The following is a 23,718-nucleotide window of genomic DNA, read 5'->3' as shown; positions in this document are numbered from 1 at the left end:
GGATGTCGGTGACCGGCCTACCGGTCACCGACATCCTGCTCGACCACACCGGCATGCGGTACCTGCGTCCGACACTTGTTCCGCACACCGCCACACCACCGTCCCGATGCCACAAAGGAGTGCGCGATGGGAACGTACGAGGATGTCTTCCGCGCCAGTACCGAGGCCCCCGAGCGCTTCTGGCTGAAGGCGGCCGAGGGCATCGACTGGGATGTCGCTCCACATCGCGCCCTGGACTCCTCGGGCGCGCCCTTCCACCGCTGGTTTCCCGACGGGCGGCTCAATGTCTGCTTCAACGCGCTCGACCGGCACATCGAGGCCGGCCGGGGCGAACAGCCCGCGCTCGTCTACGACTCACCCGTGACCGACACCCGCCGCACCTACACCTACACGCAGCTGAGGGACGAGGTGGCGGCCTTCGCCGGAGCACTGGCGGGACTCGGCGTGGGGCACGGCGACCGGGTGGTGATCTACATGCCGATGGTCCCCGAGGCCGCCGTCGCGATGCTGGCCTGCGCACGGATCGGCGCGGTCCACTCGGTCGTCTTCGGCGGCTTCGCCCCCCGCGAACTCGCCCTGCGCATCGACGACGCGGCCCCCAAAGTCGTCGTCTCCGCCTCCTGCGGCATCGAGGGGAAGCGCGTCATCGCGTACAAGCCCCTCCTCGACCAGGCCATCGAACTCGCGGTCCACAAGCCCCAGAAGAGTGTGATCCTGCAACGCCCGCAGGAACGTGCCGAGTTGGGGCCCGACGATCTCGACTGGGCCGCTCTGGTCGCCGCCGCCGCGCCGGCCGGCTGCGTTCCCGTCCCCGCCACTGATCCCCTCTACATCCTCTACACGTCCGGAACGACCGGGAAACCCAAGGGAGTCGTGCGTGACTGCGGCGGCTACGCGGTCGCCCTGCACTGGTCGATGGGCGCCGTCTACGACGTGGGCCCCGGCGAGACCATGTTCACCGGCTCCGACGTCGGCTGGGTCGTCGGCCACTCCTACATCGTCTACGGACCGCTCCTGGCCGGTGCCACGACCGTGCTGTACGAGGGCAAGCCGGTGGGCACCCCGGACGCGGGCCAGTTCTGGCGCGTCGCCGCCGAGTACGGCGTCAAGACCATGTTCACCGCGCCCACCGCGTTCCGCGCCATCCGCAAGGAGGACCCCAAAGGCACCCTCGCCGCCGGGTACGACCTCTCCCGCCTGCGCTACCTCTTCCTCGCCGGGGAGCGTCTCGACCCCGAGACCTACCAGTGGGCGAGCGACCTGCTGGGCATCCCGGTGATCGACCACTGGTGGCAGACCGAGACCGGCTGGCCCATCGTCGCCAACCCGGTCGGCATCGAGGCCGCCCCGGTCAAGCCCGGGTCTCCCACCCGCCCGCTGCCGGGGTGGGACGTCCAGGTCCTCGACGCTTCGGGCGAGCCGGTGCCCGCGGGTGTGGACGGTGCGATCGTCGTGCGGCTCCCGCTGCCGCCCGGCGCGCTGCCCACGCTCTGGCAGGACGACGACCGGTACGTCGCCTCCTACCTCTCCGCGTACGACGGCTACTACCTGACCGGCGACAGCGGCCACCTCGACGAGGACGGCTACGTCTTCGTCATGGGCCGCACCGACGACGTCATCAACGTCGCCGGGCACCGGCTGTCGACCGGCAGCATGGAAGAGGCCCTGGCCGCCCACCCCGATGTCGCCGAATGCGCCGTCATCGGCGTCACCGACGCACTCAAGGGACAGATCCCGCGCGGTTTCGTCGTCCTCAAAGCCGGCACCGACCGCGACCCGGGCGAGGTCGAGGCCGAACTCGTCCGGCTCGTACGCGAGCGCATCGGCGCCGTCGCCTCCCTCAAGGACGTCACGGTCGTGGCGGCCCTGCCCAAGACCCGGTCGGGAAAGATCCTGCGCAAAACCATGCGCGGTATCGCCGACGGCCGCAACGAACCCATCCCCTCCACGGTGGACGACCCCAGGGTCATCGAGAACCTGCGCCCGGTTCTCCGCCGCGCCGGTCACACGCCGTGAAAGGCTGCCACGCAACCTGAGCCACGGTGAACACGTTCCGCATCTTTGCTCCCTTGTGATCGTCCGGGCGAAAGAATGGCATTATGCTCATAATTCAATAAAGGTGATGCCCGACCGCCCTCGACGCCGGCCAGGTCCTCCTTCACCCAGCCGTACGTCGGCATCAGCCAAGGAGCACCAGATGACGCAGCCCAGCACCATCAGCGTGGAAAGCCCGGCACCCCGGATCCGGAAGATCGTGTTCTCGAACGCGCCGGCGAACCCGATCGTTCCGGAGACGGTCTCCCGGCTGCATGAAGTCGTCACCGAGCTGAGCGGGGACGCCCAGGTCCACGTGGTCGTCTTCACCAGCAGTACGCCCGGCTTCTTCTTCAACCACTTCGACCTCGCCCAGGCCGCCGAGTTCCCGCTGCTGGCCGGTGCGGATCCGGCGCCGGTATGGACCGATCTCGTCGTGCGGCTGTCGAAGGCTCCGTTCATCAGCATCGCCTCCATCCGCGGCCGTACCCGAGGCGGCGGGAACGAGCTGGCCCTGGCCTGCGACCTGCGCTACGCCAGCCGTGAGCACGCGCTGTTCGGACAGCCCGAGGTCGGCACCGGCATCCTTCCCGGCGGCGGAGGAAGCGAACGCCTGCCCCGCCTGGTCGGCCGGGACCGGGCACTCGAAGCCATCCTGAGCAGCCACGACTACGACGCCGACCTGGCAGAGCGCTACGGCTGGGTGACCCGGACCATGGCCGATGCCGAACTGGACAGCTTCGTGGACACCATGGCGTCCCGCCTCGCATCGTTCGACAAGGCAGCGCTGGCGGCCGCCAAGGCCCAGGTCAACCGGGCCTCCCTCCCGCCGGACGCCGACCTCTACGCGGCCTACGGGGAATACGCGGACTCGCTCACCTGGCCGGGATTCCAGGAGCGTGTACCGCGCTTCGGCCAGGTCATCGCGGAAAAGGGCCCCGAGTTCGCGGAGCTCCACATGGGCGAGTTCCTCGGCCTCGTCAACCAGCAGCCGTAGTCCTCCCGCCCGCGGGCGGCGCGACGCTTTTCCGGCAGACCCACACCGTGAGATGTCCGACGCGTTGCCCGCCTGCGGCCTCCCGGCGCCGTCCAGCAGGCCGTCCTGGCCGCGTGTGGCGACCCGCACCTGCGCCAAGAACTCCGCCGGTGTGCAGCGTCGCCGATGACCATGCCCACCCCTCCATGACCGACGGCCCCGGCGTCACCACCCTGCGCCCTGTTCTCCGCTACGAGCACACCCCCTGAGCGCCGGCCGACAGGCAGTGGGCGAACGCACGGCGGACTTCACAGACAGGCCGGTCGACCAGGGCGGGGTACCTTGTGCCTATGGGTACTGACGCCCATGCCTTCCTCAGCGAGCTCGCCAGGGGCCTGACACCCCGTGCGGATCAGATGGTCCACGTGATGCTGCAGCACCTGCGCAGCGAGCTTCCAGAAGTATGGAAGTACGAGGACATCGTCTCCGTGGCGCCCGCAGCGCTGTCCGAACACATCGCAGCCGGTCTGGACTTCCTTGAACACGGCCTCGCCATGGCTGAGGTCAGGACACCGCCCGCCGCCATCGAGTTCGCCCGCCGACTTGCCGAGCACGGGGTGCCGATCAGCCAGCTCCTTCGCGTCTACCGGCTCGTCCACGCGGATCTGCTTGATCAGCTCTACACGGAAACAGCCCGTGCCGCCGGGTCCCAGGAGCTGATCAACGCAACGACTGTCGCCCTGAGCGCGATGGCCTTCGAGTACGTCGATCGCACGTCGGAACAGACGGTCGCCGCCTACCAGAGGGAACGCGACCACTGGCTGCAGCGGCGCCTGATCGTGATCAACGAGGCGGGGACGCGGATCGGGACCACCCTGGACACCACCCGTACCGCACAAGAACTGGCAGATGTCGGGGCCGACCACCTCGCGGACCTCGTCGTCGTCGACCTTCTTTCCGGCGCTCTCCAGGAGGAGGAGACGTATGCGGCAGCCGGTCCTGCGACGCTTCGCCGCATCGCCGCGGCAGTCTCGGAGGGCTGCCCCGCCCCGGCACTGGGCACAGGACAGGCACACACCTATCCGGAAGACTCGGAGCCGGCCCACGTCCTGGCCACCGGAGCGCCCCTGCGGCTTCCGCTCACCGCCGACGGCGTCCCCGCCTGGCTGGCGATGTCGACGGACCGCGCGCGCTGCCTGCGCGCACTGAACCCGCACTCCTTGCTCCTTGTTCCACTGTGGGCCCGCGGAAGCCCGCTGGGGCTCGCCCAGTTCGTGCGCTGCCAACCGGCGGACCCCTTCGATGACGACGAACTGCTGCTGGCCCAGGAGATCGCCTCCAGAGCGGCGGTGAACATCGACAACGCCCGCCGCTACACCCAGGAGCGCTCCACCGCGCTCACCCTCCAGCGCAGCCTGCTGCCGCACCACATGCCGCAGGACGCCTCCGTCGAGACCGCCTCGCGCTACCTGCCCAGCGGATCACGAGCGGGCGTGGGAGGCGACTGGTTCGACGTGATACCGCTCTCCGGAGCCCGCGTCGCCCTCGTCGTGGGCGACGTGATCGGTCATGGCCTGCATGCCGCGGCCACCATGGGCAGACTGCGCACGGCCGTCCGCACGCTGGCCGACATCGACCTGCCCCCCGACGAACTGCTGACCCACCTCGACGACGTGGTCATCCGCCTGCAGCATGAAGAGGAAGGGGACACGGACGAGATCAGCGCCACCTGCCTCTACGCGATCTACGACCCCGTCTCCCGCACCTGCTCCCTGGCCAGCGCCGGACACCTGCCGCCGGCCGTGGCGACTCCCCCGACCGCCGGTGGCGCCGGCCTCACCGCCCGCGCGGTCGACTTCCCGGAGCTGCCGGTCGGCCCGCCCCTGGGTCTGGGCGGACTCCCCTTCGAATCCGCCCGGTTCGAACTGCCACCAGGCAGCCGGCTGGTTCTGTACACCGACGGCCTCGTCCAGAGCCGCTCCCGTGACGTCGAAACCGCCCTCGCCCTGCTGCGTGACGCCCTCTCCCGGGCACCGGCGTCGCTCGAGGAGACCTGCGACGAACTGCTCTCCGCACTGCTGCCCAGCCACCCCGCCGACGACATCGCCCTCCTGGTGGCACAAACCGGAGCCCTGGACGCCGGACACGTCGCCACCTGGGACCTCGCCAGCGACCCGGCGGTCGTCTCCGAGGCCCGCGCCCACGCGTGCGATCAGCTGGCCGCCTGGGGGCTGGAAGAGCTGGCCTTCACCACCGAGCTCGTGGTCAGCGAGCTGGTGACGAACGCCATCCGCTACGGCAAGAGCCCCATCCAACTGCGGATGATCCTGCAATCGGCCCTGACGTGCGAAGTGTCCGACGCGAGCAGCACGGCCCCGCACCTGCGCCGCGCCCGGAACTTCGACGAGGGCGGCCGCGGTCTGCTCCTGGTCGCCCAGCTCACCGAACACTGGGGCACACGCCACCACCGCGAAGGCAAAGTCATCTGGGCGGAGCAGCAGATTCCGGCTTTCCTGGGCAAAACCTCATCCGCTCCGGCGTGAGGGTGTGCGCAAGATGCGACGGGACATCCGGCGACGGCCCGCGCCGACACCTGCGGGACCGGGGACGCCCGGCTCCTGACAGCCGATCACGACGCCGCCGCTGACGTCCGTGCACACGAGCGCAGGGGGCCTGAACCGCACCCGCCACAGGGGCCCTGCTTGCACCCGCACACCCCAGCATAATATTATGTTCGTACTTTTAAAGTCGGGCCGATGACAGCCCGGTCGGCAGGGGGCATGACGCCGACGGCCTCGTGCGCGCGGTTTCCGCACCGCCCCCAAGCGATCCACCACCTACTCCTGAGGAATCACCCATGCTCAATGCGCTGTGGAACCCGGTCGTCGTCGGAGAGATCCCCCTGCCGCACCGGCTGGCGATGGCGCCCCTGACGCGCAACCGGGCCACCCCGGACGGCGTGCCGACCGAGCTGAACGCCGAGTACTACGCCCAGCGCGCCTCGCACGCCCTCATCATCACCGAGGGCACCCAGCCCTCCGCCGACGGACAGGGCTACCCGGTGACCCCGGGGATCCACACCGTCGAGCACATCGCAGGCTGGCGCAAGGTCACCGACGCCGTGCATGAGGCCGACGGACGCATCGTCATCCAGCTGATGCACGCCGGGCGCATCTCCCACCCCGACAACACCCCCCACCACCGGCAACCGGTAGCCCCCTCCGCCGTCCGCCCGGCGGGCGAGATGTTCACCGCGACCGGTCTCAAGCCCATGCCCCTGCCCCGCGAACTGTCCACCGACGAGGTCGCCGAGACGGTCGACGACTTCCGCGCCGCCGCTGCGGCCGCCATAGCCGCGGGTGCCGACGGCGTCGAGATCCACGCAGCCAACGGCTACCTGGTGCACCAGTTCCTGGCGACCAACACCAACCAGCGCACCGACCGCTACGGCGGCTCCGTCGACAACCGCATCCGCTTCGCGGTGGAGGTCGCCACCGCGGTGGCCGACGAGATCGGCGCGGGCCGCACCGGCATCCGGATCTCTCCCGGAAACCCCTTCAACGACATAGCGGAGAGCGACGCCCACGAGCTGTACCCGGCGCTCGTGAGCGCCCTCGCCCCGCTCGGCCTCGCCTACCTGCACATCGCCCACGGCGGCGACGAGGAACTCCTGCACACCCTGCGCAGGCTGTGGCCGAACGCCCTCGTCCTCAACCGGGCCGGCGCCGACATCGCCACCCGCGCCAAGGACATCGAGGACGGTCTGGCCGACGTCATCACCGTCGGCACCATGGCCCTGGCCAATCCCGACCTCGTCGAGCGCGTACGCTCCGGCGCCCCCCTGAACAGTCCCGACCCCGCCACCTTCTACGGCGGCGGCGCAGTCGGGTACACCGACTACCCCACCCACACCGCCTGACGGGAAGCCAGGTGCCCGGGCCCATCACCGGCCCCGGGCACCTCGGCGCGCACAGCTGTGGCGCACGGCGACCGGACGGCCCGAAACGTTACGGGCCTTTGCCGGCGTGCGCCACAGCCGTTTCACCTCGCCACCGGCGTTCTGCGCCGAAGGCGAAGGAGTCGGCGCCACCACACGGACATCGCCCTGCACAGATCGACAACGGCGAGGAGTCAGGCACCGAGGCGCCGCCGACCGAGTCCGAACCCACCGGCCGCCGCCCACGAGCCACAGGGACGAAGGCCCCAGGTCATCATATTACGCATGACAGGCCATGGATTACGCTTGAGCAGGAAGCGACGACCCTGCGGAGCGAACGGAGGAAGCCTGTGGTGCGCTACGCCAAGGAACACAAACAGGTGACGCGGCAACGGATCCTCGAGAAGGCCGGCCACCGGTTCAAGCAGGACGGCCTGGACGGCTCGGGCGTCTCCACGCTGATGTCGGACGCGGGGCTCACCAACGGCGCCTTCTACGCCCACTTCGCTTCCAAGGACGACCTCGTGGCCAACGTCGTGGCCGACCAACTGCGCACGCAGATCGCGGCGTACGACACCCTGCGGCCCGGCCGCACGGGGCTCGAGGACCTCATTCGCGAATACCTGTCGCCCGGCCACCGGGACAATCCCGGCGCCGGATGCCCCTCCGCCGCCCTGCTCGACGAGATCGGCCGCTGCGGAGACGCGACCAAGCAGGCCTACACCGACGGTGCGCGGAGGATCCTGGACGAGATCGCCGCCCGCCTGACGCCCGGAGACCCGCAGTCCGCCCGCGGCAAGGCGATCGGGCTCTACACCATGCTGGTGGGGACCATGCAACTGTCCCGCGCCCTCTCTGACCGGACGTTCGCCGACGAGGTCCTGGAGAAGGGGATCGAGAACGCCCTCGCCTTCATGGGCTGACGGGAGCGGTCAGATCCCCGACAGGACCTCCGCCCGGCCTCGGCATCGAGGTGCTCTTGCACCCGGGGACGAGGGGGGGAAGGGCCCGTCGAGCCTGCCACCCGCCGCGGCGAGGGGGGCCGGCCGGGACGCCGGTCACGCCGGGCTCGGCCTCGCCCCGGGCGGCGACCGCTCTTAGGGCCCATTGCCCGTTCTAGCGGCCGAGGAACTCGAGGGCTGTCTTCACGAACTGATCATGGAACTGGAAGATGCCGCCGTGGCCGGCGTCGGGGTAGATCTCCAGTTCGGCGTCGGGCAGTCGCCGGGCCAGGTCGTGGGAGTTCTTCGACGGAACCATCCTGTCGCTGTCGCCGTTCGCGACGAGCACGGGCTGCTGGATGGCGGAGAGATCGTGGGGCTTTTCCAGGCCCCAGCGGTGGATGGCCTTGAGCTGGGTGAGGTACGCGATCGGAGAGATCGACTTGTCCCGGTCCTGGGTGCGCTCCTTGAGCCGGGCCAGGAACTCCTTGCCGGCCCGGCGCCCGTTGGCCGTGCGGGTGAAGAAGAGGAACTGCTTGGGGTCCTGAAGGGTGACCAGCGCCCTGACCGTGTCGAGATGAGACAGCCGGGTCACGTTCTTGATGCCCTCACCACCGGCCGGGCCTGTGCCCGTGAGGATCAGCTTGCGGACGAGCTGCGGCTCCTCCTGCACGATCACCTGGGCGATCATGCCGCCCATCGAGAAACCGTGGATGTCCACCTGCTCCAGCCCGAGCGCCCGGATGAAGGTGACCGTGTCCTTCGCCATCGCCTGAATGGTGTCCGGCGTCGAACCGCTGGACGCGCCCACTCCCCTGTTGTCGAACGTGATGACCCGGTGCCTGGCGGCGAAGCCGTCGACGACCCGGGGATCCCAGTTGTCGAGCACGGCGGCGAGGTGGGTGATGAACACCACCGGAACACCGGTGCGCGGGCCCAGGTCGCGGTAGGCGAAGGTCACTCCCCCAGCCGTGACGGTACGGGTCGGCGCGTTCTTGTACGACGTCACCACGTCGCCTCGTACCTCATGTGAGTCATTCACGGTCGTGCCCTTCGGGTATGGGTTTTCTGCGAGCGGGCGACACCGCCTTCATGGACGGAAGAGCGCAGGCGGTACCTGCAATCTCCCAGCCGCGGATGCACTCCGCGAGTCGAAGGCCAAGGGGCATCGAAATCTGAGCGGTCGAGTCCCCGGCGTCTCATCGATGATTGAAGTATGACCGTAATGCAATGTGGCCGCAAGTCCCGGCACCGAACGAGATGACGCGATCACGGAACCCCCGGCCGCACGCGGCCCCGCCTCCCGCGCCGCACAGCCGGCCATCAGATCCCGACGGAGGCCGGCCCGGCGGTCACCACGAGCCGGAACGAGGGAAGGCGGGAACCGCCGCGGCGCCACCCCGACCGCCAACACAGGGCAGCACATCCGAACACGGGGGCACCACGGCCCCGGCGCCACCCGGCCGGACCGCGCCGGCCTTGAGCCTGCACGCCCACGGCTGCACCCACAGCCGGAGGGTTCCCGCCCCCACCACCCGGAAGGTGCACTCCGCCCGCAGCCACAGCGGCGTATGGACATCCGCCTGCCAACTGTCCGCGACACCCGCTCCACCTGCGGGCGGACCGCCGACCGCGACGCCGGGAGTCGCACGAGTCAGATGGGGACGCCCTCCGTGACGAGCGGCCTCGCACTCTGCGGCCACCCCTGCCCCCACAGCGGGGCCCTGCCGCCGCGAGACCGCCTGGGGTATAGTCAATTGGATTACATTCATAATATTTAGGGGGTGGGGTTCGGGGGCGATCTCTGCGGCCAGGGACGGGCCACAGCACACCGGGGGCACATCCGAGGCCGCGCCGAAGCACGCCGCGGACAGGGCCGTCCGGCACGGAGTCGACCCCAGGCCGGGCGGACGGACGGCGCTGCCCCGAAGTCATAAAAGTACGTCCATAATTTCATTTCATGGGCGAAGGAGAATGCGGTGCGATACGGGAAAGAGCACAAGCACGCGACCAGGCAGCGGATCATCGAGGCAGCCGGACGCCGGTTCAAGCGGGACGGCATCGACGGCTCGGGCATCTCCGCCCTCATGAAGGACGCCGGACTGACCAACGGCGCCTTCTACACCCACTTCACGTCGAAGGACGAACTCGTGGCCACCACCGTGGCCGACCAGCTGCAGACACAGAATGCGAGCATCGTCGAGCAGGCGGCACCGGGCCGCGCCGGGCTGGAGCAGATCGTGCGGTGGTATCTCTCCCCCCGGCATCGCGACAGCTCCGACGACGGCTGCCCCTCCGCCGCCCTGCTGGACGAGATCCGGCGCTGTGCGGACCCGACCCGGCAGGCGTACACGGACGGGGTACTGGTCGTCGCCGACGGCATCGCCGCCCGCCTTTCGCCCGAGGATCCGCTCTCGGTGCGCACCAAAACACTCAGCACGTACGCCATGATGGCCGGGACGCTGCAGCTCTCCCGCGCCCTGGCCGACCGGCAGCTCGCCGACGAACTCCTGGAGCAGGGCATCCGCAACGCTCTCGCACTGCTGGGCATCGAGCACCAGAACGCCGAAACCCCGAACCGGTCTTCACGCAGGACACACCCCTCACCGCAGGCCGCACATCACACCTGAGGGGCACACCACCCTCCCCCGCGCCCGGCACCTCACACCGGAGGCCGGTCGGTCCCGTTCACGGTCCACTGACCGGCCATTTAAAATTACATTCGTAATTTAATCACCTCTGTCGATCCCCGGCAAGCCCCGGGCTGCCGGACCGTCGAGGTTCCTGCATCCAGCGCCGAACAGCACCGTCCGCGGCACCGACAAGCACCCTGAAACCCGCTACCCGAAGGACCTGGACATGAACACCCCGCGGAATTCCCCCTCCCCTTCGGCGTCGTCGTACACATACGCGGCGACCCGCTCCGTGTCCGTTCGCGGCGAAGACTTCCTCTACCGGGAACTCGGCCCCCAGCACGGCGTACCGCTCATCCTCCTGATGCACCTGGCCGGGGTGCTGGACAACTGGGACCCACGCGTCGTCGACGGACTCGCCGCACGACGTCGGGTCATCGCCTTCGACAACCGCGGGGTGGGCGGATCGAGCGGCTCCACACCCGACACGATCGAGGCGATGGCCCGCGACGCCGTGCTGTTCATCCGGGCTCTCGGGTTCGACCAGGTCGATCTGTTCGGCCTGTCGATGGGCGGCTTCATCGCGCAGGTCATCGCGGCGCAGGAGCCGCACCTCGTGCGCAAGGTCGTCCTCGCCAGCACCGGCCCCGCCGGAGGCCCCGGCATCGAGAAGGTCCCGGCACTCACCATCCAGGCCACGCTCAAAGGCGCCCTGACCCGTCAGGACCCCAAGCTCTCCCTCTTCTTCACCGGCACCGCAGGCGGCCGGCAGGCCGGACGAGCCTTCCTGGAGCGGCTGAAGGAGCGTACGCACGACCGGGACAAGGACATCTCACTGCCGTCCTTCCGCGCCCAGTTGAAGGCCGTCAAACGGTGGGGCCGCCAGGCACCCTCGGACCTGTCGGCCATCGGCCAACCGGTCCTGGTGGCCAACGGTGAGAGAGACCGGATGGTGCCCAGCCCGAACACGCTCGACCTGGCCGCCCGCCTGCCCCACAGCGAACTCGTCCCCCTCTACCCGGATGCCGGGCACGGGGGTGTCTTCCAGCACCACGAGGACTTCGTGCCCCGGGCCCTGGAATTCCTCGAGTCCTGAACCTGAGCGGCTGCCGCAGGACCGGGACTCACCGCCCTCGCGTCGGCGCCCGCCAGCAGGGCGACGGGCGGGCGCCGGATGACGTCACGCGGGCAAGGCGCCGACACGTCAGGCCCTGTGGACGGTGACCCCGGCTCAGTCATGGCGAGAGGGCGCGACCGGCCGACCCGGCCCCAGCGGCCGCCATGTGGTGGTGGTGCCGGTCGCGAGAGTGGTCACGGCGCCATCGGGCCACTCGATCCGTGCTGTTGTCCCGGTGGGTACCGTCGTGCGTACCTCGATACCCGAGGCATGCAGGTCCCACCGGATGGCGATACGCCCGTACGGCGACTCGTGGGCGGCGTGCGCCCAGGTGATGCCGCCGCCCGGCCGTGGGCGGAAAACGATGTCGCGGTAGCCGGGTGAGGCGGCGGTCAGCCCGGCGACCGTGGTGTGCAGCCACTCGGCGACCGCCCCGAGGGCGTAGTGGTTGAAGGAGGTCATCTCGCCCGGGTTGACGGAGCCGTCGGGCAGCATGCTGTCCCAGCGTTCCCAGATCGTCGTGGCGTCGTGCTTGAGGGCGTACAGCCAGGAGGGGCACTCCTGCTGGAGGAGCAGGGTGTAGGCGGTGTCGGCGTAGTCGGTGGCGCTGAGCGCGGGTGCCACGAGCGGCGTGCCGATGAAGCCGGTCTGGATGGTGTGTCCGCCAGCGGCGACCAGCTCGGCCAGCCGGCGTCCGGCGGCGGCCCGGGCGGGCGCGTCGGGCAGGAGGTCGAACTGGAGGGCGACGGCGTAGGCGGTCTGGGTGTCGCTCGTCATCGCACCGCCGGGCCCGACGTACTCGCTGACGAAGGCCTGCCTGACCCGGTCCGCGAGTTCCTGGTAGTGGCGGCGTTCCTCGTCGCACCCCAGGACGCCGGCGGTCCACGCCACGTGCCGCAGGGACCAGGCGTAGTACGCCGTGGCGATGAGGTGCCGGTCGGTGCGGCCCGCGCCCGGATCGTCCGGGGGCGCGAACGGGTCGAGCCAGTCGCCGAGTTGGTACCCGCGGTTCCACAGCCCCGACTCGTCGGCGATGCCGGTGACGAGGTCGACCCAGCGCCGTGCGCTGTCGTACTGGGCGGCCAGCAGACCCGTGTCGCCCGAGGCCTGGTACAGGTCCCACGGGGTCAGCGCCACGACATCGCCCCAGCCGGCGCCCGGACTGGCCGGCGTCCACTGCTCACCGCCCGGGATCTCGGGCACGTACCAGGGCACGGTCCCGTCGTCGTGCTGTTCGGCGGCGACATCGCGCAGCCAGGAGGCGAGCATGCCGTGGCAGTCGTACAGGAAGGCGGCGGTGGGCGCGAAGACCTGGATGTCCCCGGTCCAGCCCAGTCGTTCGTCGCGCTGGGGGCAGTCGGTGGGGAGGTCGACGAAGTTGCCGCGCAGGCTCCACACCACATTCTCGTGCAGCCGGTTGACCTGCTCGTTGGAGCACGCGAACCAGCCGGTGCGGGCCATGTCGGTGTGGTGGACGCGGGCGGTGATGTCGCGGTGCGGATCGCCGCCGCGCCATCCGGTGATCTCCGCGTAGCGAAAGCCGTGGAGGGTGAAGCGCGGCTCCCACGTCTCGGAGCCTTCGCCGCGCAGGACGTAGCGGTCGGTGGAGAGGGCCCCGCGCAGCGGGCGCACGCACAGTTCTCCGTCCTGGAGTACCTCGGCATGCCGGATGACGACCGTGTGTCCGGCCGGGCCGCTCACAGTGATGCGGATGCGGCCGACGAGGTTCTGTCCGAAGTCCACCAGGAGACGGTCGGCGTCGAGGGCGGTCACCCGGGCTGGGGCGATGTCCTCGGTGCAGCGCACCGGCGGGCCGGTGGGGGCGACCAGCGTGGCCGGATCACGGGTGACGATGTCGACCGGCGACCAGCCGCTGTCGTCGAATCCGGGACTGGACCAGCCCGGCCGTTCGTCGCGGGCGTCGTGTATCTCGCCGTCGAGCAGGCCGGCCGACACGATCGGCCCGTGGGCTGCTCGCCAGGAGGTGTCGGTGGCGATGGTGGTGCGGGTTCCGTCGTGGTGGACGACTTCGAGTTGGGCGATGAGGGCGAGCCGGTCGCCATAGAGGTTGGCGTGGCCGCCGTTGAAGCCCAGCCGTCCGCGGTACCAGCCGTCGGCCAGCCAGGCGCCGATGGTGTTGTCCCCGGTGCGCAGATGTTTTGTGACGTCGTGGGTCTGGTAGCGCAGCCGGTGGTCATAGCTGGTCCAGCCGGGCGCGAGGGCGTGGTCGCCGACCCGCAGACCGTTGATCTCGATCTCGTACAGTCCGTGGGCGGTGACGTACAGCCGCGCGCTCTGCACATCGGCCCTCGCCAGGAAGTCCTTGCGCAGCAGCGGCGGACGTCGTTCTCCGTCGGGCTGCTCCAGCGACTGCCACTGCGGCGAGATCGCGTGCGCCGTCCAGTCCTCCGACTTGAGCAGTCCCGCCTCCAGGCGCAGGGCCGGGCTCCAGTCGCTGGCTGTGCCGTCGGCGCCGCGGACCCGGACGCGTATCTCGGCGTGTTCTCGTGACGTGAGCGGTCGGTGGGGCCAGTCGACGAGCACGGATTCTTCGCAGGCCACCCAGTCCGTACGGTGGGCTTCATCGGTCCGGGCGACCTCGATCTGATACGCCTGCTGTGTCCAGCCGGGGGGTGCTGTGGTCTTCCAGGAGAGCCGGGGCGCCGGCTCACCGATGCCGAACGGCTCCCGGTGATGTTCCGCGGTCGGGGCGGCAACCTCGGGTATCCGCTTGTGGCTCATCCCTTCACCGCCCCGGCGGTCAGGCCCTTGATGATGCGCTGGTTGATCAGCAGGTAGAGGACCAGGGCGCCGACGACATTGATGCTGATCGCGGCGAACAGCGGTCCGTAGGCCGTCTCGCCGTACTGGCCGGTGAAGTTGAGCAGCCCGACCTGGATGGTGCGCAGGTCGTCGTTGGTGGTGAAGGTGAGCGAGACGAGCAGGTCGTTCCAGATGAAGAAGAACTGCACGAGCGCGACGGTGAAGACGGCATTGCGCACGACGGGGAACCCGATCCGCCAGAAGGCGGTGAGCATGCTCGCCCCGTCGAGGGTGGCGGCCTCGAAGATCTCGCGCGGAACCGCGCGGAAGTAGGTGGCCATCATGAAGACGGTGAGCGGGAGGCCGACCGCGGTGTAGGTGATGATCAGCGGCCACATGGTGCCGGACAGCCCGGTCTGGAAGTACACCCGGAACAGGGGCAGCAGGATCATTTGGCTGGGCACCATGATGCCGAGCAGGAAGACGAGCAGGACCTGGTGGCGTCCGCGCCAGATCATCACCTCCAGGGCGAACCCCGCAGCGGTGCCGAGCACGATGATGAGCGCGAGCGAGGGCGCGGTGGCCATCAGGCTGTTGCGGACGTAGAGGGCGACATGCCCGGTCGTCCACGCGTCGGCGTAGTTGTGGAAGTCCCACTTGCCGGGAAGCGACCACGCGGGGTCGCCCACGAACTCGGACTGGGTCTTGAAGGAGCTGAGCAGCAGCCACAGTAGCGGGGTCACCTCGATAACCACCAGCAGGGCGACGAGCAGGTTACGCATCAGGCGCCGCGCGTGGCCGGGCTTTCGCACGGTGGCCGGCCGCGCGTGGGTGGGCAGTTCCCGTGGTGGTGCCGTCATGGTGTCGGTCATGGGAGTTCAGCCCTTGGTCAGGTCGCGGCGCGAGAAGCGGAAGACGATCAGGGTGACGCCGAGGCAGACGACGGTGAGCAGCGAGGCGATGGTGCTGCCGTAGCCGTAGTCGCCGTAGGAGAAGGCGGTGCGGAACATGTAGAGGGTCAGGGGTGTGGTGTCGCTGCCCGGTCCGCCGTTGGTCAGGGCGAGGACCGAGTCGAAGACCTTGAGGGTGCCGTTGATGCTGAACACGATGGACGACAGCAGCACGGGGGCGGACAGCGGCAGAACGATGTGGCGGATCAGCCGCCAGCCGGTGGCGCCGTCCATGCGCGCCGATTCGAGGGTCTCGTCGGGGATGTCGAGGAGGCCGGCGAAGATGAGGACGCCGTAGAAGCCCATGGAGCGCCAGACGTCCATGACGACCAAGACGATGAAGGACCCCGTGCCGGTGGCGAACCAGTCGCCGTGGTGGATGCCCAGTCCACCCAGGGCGATGTTGGCCAGGCCGTTCTGCGGCGCGACGGCGAAGAGTTTCTGGAACATCAGGGCCACGGCGACCGTCGGGAGGATCACCGGGAAGAACACCAGGGTGCGCACGAGCGCGGAGGACCTGCGCAGGATGAAGACGTAGAGCAGCGCGAGCAGGTATCCGCACAGGACCTGCCCGACGCTGACGGCGAGTGCGTACTTGAACGTGAACCACAGCGCCGAGTGGGCCTGTTGGTCGTGCCAGAGCTTGGTGAAGTTGCCGAGGCCTCCGAAGGTGAAGCCCTCGATGACGTTGCCCTTGAAGAAGGTGTAGCCGAGGGACCAGCCCATCGGCACCAGCATCACCAGGGTGTACACCAGCAGTGCCGGGCCCAGCAGGACGGCGATGGCACGGCGGTCTCCCAGAACTGAACGCATCTCGGCTCTCTCACGAAGGGGTTGTGCGGATCTCGGCGGACAGGAGGGTCAGCCGTTGTCGAGATCGGCCTGGACCTTGGTCATGAAGTCCTTGGCCGAGATACTTCCGGTGACCAACGGCGCGGCGTTGGTCTGGCTGGTCTCCGTCGCCTTCGTGTTGAACAGCGCCTCGAACCACAGAGTGCTGGTCTTGGTCTTGGTGATGGTGTCCTGGACCGTCTGCGTGAGCGGCGGGAGGGTGCCGGTGTCGCCGTTGGGCTTGAAGCCGGAGATGGTGCCCTGGTCCTTGAGGGAGGCGGCGCCGTAGTTCTTGGTGATGCAGGACAGCCAGTCGCCGACCTTGGCGTTGTACGACTTGGCGGAGACGGCAACCGGGAGGCCGACGTTGGCCGGGATCTGGTCCGCGCTGCCCTTGCCGCCCGCGACGGTCGGGAACGGCATGAAGCCGACGTTGTCCGCGCCGATCTTGTTCTTGGTCTTGTCGTTGAAGTCGCCGAGCTCCCAGCTGCCCATGTAGAACATGGCGGCCTTGCCGGTGAGGAACTGCTGCACCGCGGTGTCGTAGTCGATCGATCCGACGCCCTTGCCGAAGTAGCCGGCTTTGCCCAGGTCGGCGATGGCCCGCGCGGCCTTCACGTAGGCGGGATCGGTGAGCTTGGCCTTGCCGTCCGCGACCGCCTGCAGGGCGTCCGGGCCGAGTTCGCGGTAGAGGTAGCCGCTGACCAGACGGGTGAGGGGCCAGCCGTCTTTGCCGTCCGCGGAGAACGGGGTGATGCTGGCGGCCTTGAACTTCGCGGCGGCCGCGACCAGTTGGTCGTAGGTGGTGGGGGTGGCTATGTGGTGGTCGGCGAAGAGCTTCTTGTTGTACCAGATGCCCTCGATGTTGAACTGGTAGGGCATGACGTTGAACTTGCCGTACAGGTTCTCCACGGTCTTGATCGCCGCGGGCTGGAGGTCGTTCCAGACGCCGAGGTCCTTGAGCGTCTTCTCCAGGTCGAGGACCTGGCCGGCCTTGTCCAGCGTCTTGGTCAGCTGCGGTGTACCACCCGCGGCGAACTGCACCGGCAGAGCGTTCTGACCTGCGAGGAGCTGCACCTTCTGGTCGACGTTGCCGATCGGAAGCGTCTGGATCTTCAGCGGCAGAGCCTTGTCCTGCGGCGCGCACGAGCCCTTGCCCAGGGCGGTGAGCTCCTGCTGCACGATGTGGTTGTCGTCGTTGATGGTGAGGCTGAACGTCTTGACGTCGCTGCTCGAGACGCTGCCGCCGCCGCAGGCGCTCAGCAGCAGGCTCGAGGTGGCGGCGGCCGCCAGGAGGGCGATACGGCGGGTTCTGAGGGTCTTGTGCACGGGTGCTCCTCGGCACACAGCGTTGAAACGCTTCAATTGGGAGATGCCGGGAACCTATGACCCGCTTCGGCGCGTGTCAAGGATCTGTCGGGGATGTTTCCGAACCGCATCCGAGCGTTGCGGAGCGGCCGCCCGGGCACATCACTTCCAGCGGGCAACGAGGAACGGCTGGTCAGCCCGATGCGCGGAGGCCGCAGGCCGCGATGACGAGCGGATCCGGAAGGGCCACGGTGGCGGGCGGGGCCGGCAGGGCGCGGCAGCCGGGGGTGCGCGCCGGTCAGTGCGGCAGGCTGTGCCGCCCGGTCAGAGCGGCGCGCTGGCGCGGACGATCAGTTCCGGCTCGAGCACGACGGTGGCATGGCGGTGCTGCTTGCCCGCGGACACCTCGTCCATGAGGAGCCGGATCGCCTCCTGGCCCATCGTGCGGCCCGGCATGTCCACCGCGGTCAGCGGGATCGCCGCGGCACCGGCTCCGCGGTTGTTCTCGCAGCCGACGATCGCGACCTGGTCGGGCACGCGGACGCCCGCGACGGTGTGCAGCTCGTGGATGATGGCGTTGGCCAGCGCATCGGTGACGACGATCAGGCCGTCCGGCAGTTCGCCGGGCGCCCTCCGTGCGAGTTCCCGCCCGATGACATGCCCGTGGGAGGCGGTCAGGCCGACGCTGTCGATCTCTTCCAGGGTGACGCCGCCTCCCGCTTCCTCCACCGCCATGCGCACCCCCCTGCGGCGGTCGCGCACCGGCTGGTAGTCGTCGTGCGCGACCACGTAGGCCAGCCGCGTGCGCCCGGTGTCGATGAGATGCCGGGCCGCCAGGTATCCGACGTGCTCGTTGTTGACCAGTACCGAGCAGCACGTGCCCGGTTTCGGTGCGTAATTGAGGAGCACGACCTGGCGCCCATGGGAACGGATGCGCGCGATGCCGGCGGTCGAGTCCTCCATCGGGGCCAGCAGCACCCCGGTCACCCGGGACTCGTCGAAGAGGTCCAGGTAGTCGTCCTGCAGCGTCATGTCGCACGCCGTGTTCGCGAGCAGCAGGTTCTGGCCGATCGCCCGGGCCGCGTCCTGCGCGCCGTGCGCCATGTCGATGAACAGGGAGTTCTCGATGTCGGCGAGGACCATGCCGATGCTCTTGGTGGAGCCCGACACCAGCGACCGGGCCGCGTCGTTGCGCACGAAACCCAGCCGGCTGATGGCCTCGCGGACACGCTGCGCCGTTGCGGGACTCACCTTCGCCGGATGATTCAGGACGTTGGAGACGGTCCCGACCGAAACGCCCGCGGCGTCGGCGACGTCCTGCATGCTTGGTCCCGCATGCCCCTGCACTCGCGGACGGGCGGTTGCCACAGCGCTCCTCGACCTCCGGTCTCATCCAGCCCCCGGCCGCACGGCACTCACAGTGACCAGGCTCTCGCGGGCAAGCGGCAGAATACATGACGCGCGTTGAAGCGCTCCAAAGTCTAGCGTCCGGACCGATCCGTCGGCCATGCGGCGTGTGACCCGTCAAGCCAGGTCACGCGCTGATACCGCGTCCCCCGCCTTCCATGCATCCCCCGCGTCCCCGCCCTTACGCATGCCCAAGTCCGCCTCGGACGGGTTGTCGACGCCTGCGGGCACCCATGGCGGCCGAAAGTTTGACCTGGGCAATCGTGACGGCAGTTCTTGACGAGCCGCAGGGAGCATGCGAGCCTCCCATCGCCGAACTGATTGAAACGCATCAATAGCAGAAGGGCCGAAGCCTCGGCCCCCGGCGTGCAGCAACCCCGTGCGGAGCCGTCGTCGCACGCACGCCCCTGACCTGCAGTGCTCAGCGCTGCGCCGGCCGCCGCACCGGCTGTCGCCGCATCCCCTCCCCAGAACACCTCTTCAACGGCGAGGAAGTCTCCACGACATGCACAGAAGACGAAACGCACTGGCGAAGGCCGCTGTGGTCGGCGCGGCCGCCCTGCTGATGTCGATCACGACGTCGGCCCCGCCCGCCGGGGCCGTGACCTACAGCGGCGGCACCATGTGGACGCCGCCGAGCGGAGCACCGTCCTACGGCTCGCTCTACGCCCACGCGATCAGGCTCGAGCACAGCACCGACTCCAACGGCACCCTCCTCGCCTCCTTCGAGCAGTACTCGGGCAACGGGATGCCGGTGTACCGCAGCACCGACTCCGGACACACCTGGACGCAGATCTCCACCATCAGCGACCAGGTGAACTCCTGGAACAACATCCAGCTCGAGCCCACGCTGTACGAGCTGCCGCAGGCCATCGGCTCGTTCCCGGCCGGGACGATCATCGCGGCCGGCGACTCCATCCCCGCCGACAACTCCCAGACCAAGATCGACATGTACGCCAGCACCGACCACGGCGTCACCTGGTCCTTTGTCAGCTCCATCGCCACCGGCGGCAAGGCCGTCGACACCAACGGAAACACCCCGGTGTGGGAGCCGTACTTCATGGTGGCGAACAACAAGCTGATCGCCTGGATCTCCGACCAGCGCGACCCGGCGCACGGCCAAAAGCTCGCGCACTTCACCACGACCGACGGCGTCAACTGGTCCTCGGAGGTCGACGACGTCGCCTACTCGACGTACGCCGCCCGGCCGGGCATGGCGATCGTGGCCCGCCTCGGCAACGGCAAGTACATCCTCACCTACGAGTACTGCGGCGCACCCGGCGGCGGCTGCCCCGTCTACTACAAGATCGCCGACGACCCGGAGAACTTCGGTTCGGTCACCGGCGTGCAGCTCATCACCACGGACAACAAGAAGCCGGACGGTGACCCGTACGTCACCTGGCTGCCCACCGGCGGCCCCAACGGGACGATCGTCGTGCAGGCCTACAGCGACCAGCAGCTGTACAAGAGCACCGACAACGGCGCGACCTGGGTGCGCATGTTCTCCAACACCGTCCAGGGCTACAGCCGCGGCCTGCTCCCCCTCGCCGACGGCAAGAGCCTCCTGGTCACCCGGGGCGGCGCGCTGGTCACCAACGGCACCAACAAGGTGACCTACGGCATCGACGACTACGGCGGCGGCCTCTCCACCGGCGCCACCTACAAGATCCAGAACAACCTGAGCTCCCAGGTCCTGGGCGTCCCCAACGCCAACTCCGGATCCCAGGTCGTCCAGGCCGCGGACAACGGAACCCCCGACCACAACTGGCAGTTCCAGCTCCAGAGCAACGGCTACTACCGCATCTACAACACCTTCAGCGGCAAATACCTCGCCGTCCCGAACGGCTCCCTGTCCTCCGGCACCGGCGAGATCCAGTGGACGTCCACCGGCGGCGCGGAGCAGGACTGGTCGGTCGAACCCTCCCCCGCCGGCGGGTACACCATCACCAACCGCCGCAGCGACCTGGCCCTGACCATGGCCACCGACTCAAACGGCCAGACCTCCACGAACGAGCAGGTCACCCAGGCGCCGCTGACCTCGGCGGCCAACCAGCGGTGGAACCTCCTGCAGACCGCGGCTCCCGACTTCACCAGCGGTCAGTACGTTCTGGCCAACGTCAACAGCGGCGACTACGCGGAGACGGTCGGAACAGGCAGCGGCACCCAGGCCGACCAGTACCGCGACGTCAATCATCCCGACCAGTACTGGACCTTCACCCAGAACGGCTCCTACTGGACCATCACCAACGTGAACTCGGGCGACGTCCTGGACTCGGCCCAGAACACGGCCAGCGGCAGCGCCGTCGTCCAGAACCCGGCCTCCGGCGCGACCTCCCAGCAGTGGTCCCTCACCGACACCGGCAACGGCAAGTACCAGGTGGTCAACCGCGCCAGCGGACTGGCCCTTGCCGTAGTGGGAGCCTCAACCAGCAGCGGCGCCCTGCTCGATCAGGAAACCTCCACGTCTGCTTCTTCGCAGCTGTGGACGATCACCAAAATCAACTAGCCGTGCTTCTGGAACGGACAGCCACTCCCCGCCCACGCCTCGGACTCGCAGGCCACCGTCATCCGGCTGTGCCCCTTCGCGGATGACGGTGACATGCGTGCGCCAGGAGGCGGACCACCGCAGCCGAGGCTGACCGCCGACTGAATGGACGCCAGCACCAGCGACACAAAGGAGTTTCGCCCATGCCCAGCCATCGCACCGCAGGTGCGCCCCCTGGAATCCGCAGACGCCGCTGCCATCGCTCCCTTGCCGAGGTCCTGGCCGCCCTCGTGAGCGTCGTCGTCGCTCTGGTCACCGCCGGTCCGGCGCAGGCGCTCAGCGGTGACCTCCGCATGCACGACCCGAGCGTCATCAAGGTCGGCAGCTGCTACTACGGCTTCTCCACCGGGTTCGAGAACGACCCCCTCAACCCCAGTGGATCGATCACCATCCGCAAGACCTGCGGCGGCACCGCGGCCTCCGGATGGGCCAAGGTCAGCAACGTGTGGTCGTCGACCCCGTCCTGGATCACAGCCAAGCTGGGCTCGACCCCGCCGAACATCTGGGCCCCGGACATCAAGTACTTCAACGGCAGCTACCACCTGTACTACGCCGGTTCGCTCTGGGGCTCGAACTACGCGGTGATGGGCGTCGCCACGGCCACGAACATCGAGGGCCCGTGGACCGACCAGGGCATGGTCACGGACGTCAACTACCCGATCGACCCCAACGTCGACTGGGGCCCCGACGGCCGGCTCTACATCTCCTGGGGCTCCTGGACCGGCAGCGGCACCTACATGCACGTCCTGGACCAGACCACCGGCAAGCTCTCCACCACCGACAACAACCTCTGGCACATCGCCGTCGGCATCGAGAACCCGACGATCATCCTCAACGGCGGCTACTACTACCTCTTCGGCTCCAAGGGCCTGTGCTGCAGCGGGGTCAACAGCACCTACTACACGGTGGTCGGCCGCTCCACCAGCATCACCGGCCCCTATCTCGACCAGAACGGCACGGACATGGCCTCGGGCGGCGGCACCACCGTCCTCACCGGCGCCTATCCCCGGGTGGCCGCGGGCGGTGCCGACGCCTACGACGACGGCACGTCCAAGTTCCTCGCCTACCACTACTACGACGGAGACAACTCCGGTCAGGAGACCCTGGACATCCGCCAGGTGACCTTCGCGGGCGGATGGCCGGTCCTCGCCGCTCCGCTCGGCACCACGAACAACCACCTGCTCAACCGCAACAGCGGCAAGTGCGCGGACGTGTGGTACCTGAGCACGGCGGACGGGGCCTCGGTGAACTCCGGCAACTGCAACTCCGGTGCCAACCAGCAGTGGGTCCCCACCGCGGTGGGCTCCAACTACGAGCTGGTGAACGTCAACAGCGGCAAGTGCCTCCAGATCTCCGGCGGTTCGACGGCCGACGGGGCGGTGGCCGTCCAGTCGACGTGCACCGGAGCCCCGCACCAACTGTGGACGAGGACGGCGGTCATCGGCGGCTACGTCACCCTCACCAACGTGGGGAGCGGTAAGTGCCTCGAAGTCGCCGGGGCGTCGACCGCCAACGGCGCGGCCCTCGACCAGGCGACCTGCACCGCGGGTGCAAACCAGCAGTGGCTCGTTGACTGACCCTCGTCGCCACCAGGTCCTCCGGTCTGCCCCAGGCCGGAGGACCACCTCACGGAAGGGCCTGCGCTGCAACGACCTGCCCTGCGCAGCGCCATGGCCGTGACCCCCTGCGGCCTCCTGGGACCGCGAAGCAGGTCTTGGACACCATCCGGCACGAGACCGGCGGGGGCCCTCCCCAGACCGTTCAGCCTGGGCTCCACAGGCTGGCCGCAGTCGCCAAGTGTCAACTTCTAGTCGCGTCAGGACAAGTTTCAGAGCTTCGCCCGATGTCAGCATCTTCATCGGCGCCACCTCGCCCGTATGACGATCTCCGGCTTCGAGGAAGCAGACAGAGCCATGCAAAACCACGTTCATGCGGAACGGATGCTTGTCCCGAACGGTCGCTGCGAAGCGGACTCAGGAACATCGCATGGCGATGAAAGCAATCGTCATGATCAACAGCGGGCTTGAGATGATCGAAGCGCTGCTCCCGCAGCTTTGGTCAGTCCGGCACCGTCGGCGCCGTCGGCGACGGGGGGGCTGGCAATCGCGTCGCTGGCCATAGGGACAAAAGCTTCGACGCCGAGGGCTTCCGCACGACCACCGAGGTCGCGAGTGCCTTCTTCGGTGTCGAGGTTCCGACCGAAGACTCCCATCGCTCTGGACTTCTACAACGCCGTGATGGAGCGGCTTCCCCCCTCCGTGTCTCCATTGGCGCGC

General features: G+C 68.8%; 15 protein-coding genes. 9 read left to right on the top strand and 6 right to left on the bottom strand.

Going from position 1 to position 23,718, the window contains the following annotated elements; translation table 11 throughout:
• Positions 1-126 precede the first annotated feature (126 nt).
• The 5 genes from AQJ58_RS36450 (at position 127) to AQJ58_RS36430 (ending at position 7,870) form a co-directional block, all read left to right on the top strand.
• Positions 127-2,016: an AMP-binding protein gene (locus AQJ58_RS36450; RefSeq protein ID WP_067258311.1), complete on the top strand. Its 1,890-nt coding sequence runs from the start codon at positions 127-129 to the stop codon at positions 2,014-2,016.
• Positions 2,017-2,197: 181 nt separating this feature from the next.
• Complete coding sequence (locus AQJ58_RS36445) at positions 2,198-3,031, top strand: enoyl-CoA hydratase/isomerase family protein (RefSeq protein WP_067258309.1); 834 nt, start codon at positions 2,198-2,200, stop codon at positions 3,029-3,031.
• A 329-nt stretch (positions 3,032-3,360) separates the two neighbouring features.
• Complete coding sequence (locus tag AQJ58_RS36440; protein ID WP_067258304.1) at positions 3,361-5,553, top strand: ATP-binding SpoIIE family protein phosphatase; 2,193 nt, start codon at positions 3,361-3,363, stop codon at positions 5,551-5,553.
• Between the two features lie 314 nt (positions 5,554-5,867).
• Entirely contained in the window at positions 5,868-6,929 is a 1,062-nt protein-coding gene (locus AQJ58_RS36435; RefSeq protein ID WP_067258301.1) for an alkene reductase, read from the top strand.
• Positions 6,930-7,297: 368 nt separating this feature from the next.
• Positions 7,298-7,870 (top strand): TetR/AcrR family transcriptional regulator, encoded by a 573-nt coding sequence (locus AQJ58_RS36430; protein ID WP_062032389.1) that lies wholly within the window; start codon positions 7,298-7,300, stop codon positions 7,868-7,870.
• Between the two features lie 193 nt (positions 7,871-8,063).
• Here the strand turns inward: AQJ58_RS36430 and AQJ58_RS36425 are convergent, their stop codons facing one another.
• Entirely contained in the window at positions 8,064-8,930 is an 867-nt protein-coding gene (locus tag AQJ58_RS36425) for an alpha/beta fold hydrolase (RefSeq protein ID WP_067258298.1), read from the bottom strand.
• Between the two features lie 937 nt (positions 8,931-9,867).
• Here AQJ58_RS36425 and AQJ58_RS36420 point away from each other — a divergent pair.
• Both AQJ58_RS36420 and AQJ58_RS36415 read left to right on the top strand, forming a co-directional pair.
• The gene (locus AQJ58_RS36420) at positions 9,868-10,518 is read left to right on the top strand and encodes a TetR/AcrR family transcriptional regulator (protein WP_234360416.1); all 651 of its coding nucleotides are present in this window, start codon (positions 9,868-9,870) and stop codon (positions 10,516-10,518) included.
• A gap of 229 nt (positions 10,519-10,747) precedes the next feature.
• Positions 10,748-11,617, top strand: coding sequence for an alpha/beta fold hydrolase (locus tag AQJ58_RS36415; protein ID WP_067258297.1), 870 nt, complete (start codon positions 10,748-10,750; stop codon positions 11,615-11,617).
• A 135-nt stretch (positions 11,618-11,752) separates the two neighbouring features.
• Here the strand turns inward: AQJ58_RS36415 and AQJ58_RS36410 are convergent, their stop codons facing one another.
• The 5 genes from AQJ58_RS36410 to AQJ58_RS36390 form a co-directional block, all read right to left on the bottom strand.
• Entirely contained in the window at positions 11,753-14,380 is a 2,628-nt protein-coding gene (locus tag AQJ58_RS36410) for an alpha-L-rhamnosidase (RefSeq protein WP_067258294.1), read from the bottom strand.
• Positions 14,377-15,273: a carbohydrate ABC transporter permease gene (locus AQJ58_RS36405; RefSeq protein WP_062032379.1), complete on the bottom strand. Its 897-nt coding sequence runs from the start codon at positions 15,271-15,273 to the stop codon at positions 14,377-14,379. Before AQJ58_RS36405 ends, AQJ58_RS36410 begins: the two co-directional genes overlap by 4 nt.
• 6 nt (positions 15,274-15,279) lie before the next feature.
• Positions 15,280-16,164 (bottom strand): carbohydrate ABC transporter permease, encoded by an 885-nt coding sequence (locus tag AQJ58_RS36400; RefSeq protein ID WP_067258291.1) that lies wholly within the window; start codon positions 16,162-16,164, stop codon positions 15,280-15,282.
• Between the two features lie 48 nt (positions 16,165-16,212).
• Entirely contained in the window at positions 16,213-17,511 is a 1,299-nt protein-coding gene (locus AQJ58_RS36395) for an extracellular solute-binding protein (protein WP_067258288.1), read from the bottom strand.
• A 303-nt stretch (positions 17,512-17,814) separates the two neighbouring features.
• On the bottom strand, positions 17,815-18,813 hold the full coding sequence (locus AQJ58_RS36390; RefSeq protein WP_067258285.1) for a LacI family DNA-binding transcriptional regulator: 999 nt from the start codon (positions 18,811-18,813) through the stop codon (positions 17,815-17,817).
• 589 nt (positions 18,814-19,402) lie between these two features.
• Here AQJ58_RS36390 and AQJ58_RS36385 point away from each other — a divergent pair.
• Both AQJ58_RS36385 and AQJ58_RS36380 read left to right on the top strand, forming a co-directional pair.
• The gene (locus AQJ58_RS36385) at positions 19,403-21,403 is read left to right on the top strand and encodes an RICIN domain-containing protein (RefSeq protein WP_067258282.1); all 2,001 of its coding nucleotides are present in this window, start codon (positions 19,403-19,405) and stop codon (positions 21,401-21,403) included.
• 182 nt (positions 21,404-21,585) lie between these two features.
• On the top strand, positions 21,586-23,019 hold the full coding sequence (locus AQJ58_RS36380) for an RICIN domain-containing protein (RefSeq protein ID WP_067258280.1): 1,434 nt from the start codon (positions 21,586-21,588) through the stop codon (positions 23,017-23,019).
• The last annotated feature ends 699 nt before the right edge of the window (positions 23,020-23,718 follow it).

The organism is Streptomyces sp. DSM 15324 (assembly GCF_001514285.1).
Taxonomy (GTDB): domain Bacteria; phylum Actinomycetota; class Actinomycetes; order Streptomycetales; family Streptomycetaceae; genus Streptomyces.
Note: the sequence above shows the minus strand (reverse complement) of the source record. Positions and strands in the feature narration are given on the sequence as shown.